Origin of the sequence: Synechococcus sp. R6-10 (assembly GCF_047461815.1) — a bacterium.
GTDB lineage: Bacteria > Cyanobacteriota > Cyanobacteriia > Thermostichales > Thermostichaceae > Thermostichus.
Map to the genome: position 1 here is coordinate 1 of NZ_JANSHW010000750.1, position 848 is coordinate 848.

1 protein-coding gene is annotated in these 848 nt (G+C 62.4%); it reads right to left on the reverse strand.

Annotated elements, in window-relative coordinates:
• The coding region (locus NW837_RS15790; protein WP_414332662.1) for a GspE/PulE family protein at positions 1-820 on the reverse strand (820 nt) is incomplete at its 3' end.
• Positions 821-848 lie beyond the last annotated feature (28 nt).

An 848-nucleotide genomic window follows, 5' to 3' on the forward strand; every position in this document is an offset into this window, starting at 1 on the left:
GCAACGACGAGACGCGGGCGTCCAGTTTGCTCTCGCCCGTCTTGATGGCGAATCGCCCATCTTGGGGTAGGCGTCGCTCGGCGATGTCCATCTCCGCCAGCAGTTTCACCCGCGCCGTTACCGCCGACTGCAGCGACAGGGGCACTTCGCGCACGGCGTACAGCACGCCGTCGATGCGCAAACGCACCACCATCTTGGTCTCCATCGGCTCGAGGTGGATGTCGCTCGCGTTACGCTCTACCGCCTCCAGCAGGATGCCGTTCACCAGCCGAATCACGGGCGCTTGGTGGACGGTCTTGTCGATGTCGGAGATGTCGGCGATGTCTTCGGACGCATGCTCTTCCACATCTACCGTCTTGCCCTGTTCGGACATCTCGGCGTCGTGCAGGCTGTAGATGCGCGCGATGGCTTGCAGGAGGCGGTCAGGGGGGCTAAAGCAGACCTTGATGAACTTGCCCGTGCTTTGGCGCAGGTGGTCGAGCATCTCGACATTGTTCGGGTCTGACGACGCCACCCACAGCACGATGCCCTCCTCGCGCAGGGGCACGACCATAAAGCGCGTGGCGTCTTGCAGCCCGATCCAGTGGCGTACCTTCATCGCCTCTTGAATCTGCGCGTCGCGCAACGGTTCGTATGGGCACTCCCATTGCTCCGCCTGCGCCTCGTAGTAGTCGTCTTCGGTGATGTAGCCCAGTGCAATCAGCGACTCGCCCAGCCGCTTGCCCGTTTCGCGCTGATACGCCAGCGCGTCCTCCAACTGCTGGGGCGTGATTTTGCCCTTGTCCAGCAGCCATTCGCCCAATCGTTTGACGCCGTACATGGTACACTCCTGCAGGAATTATCGGCGC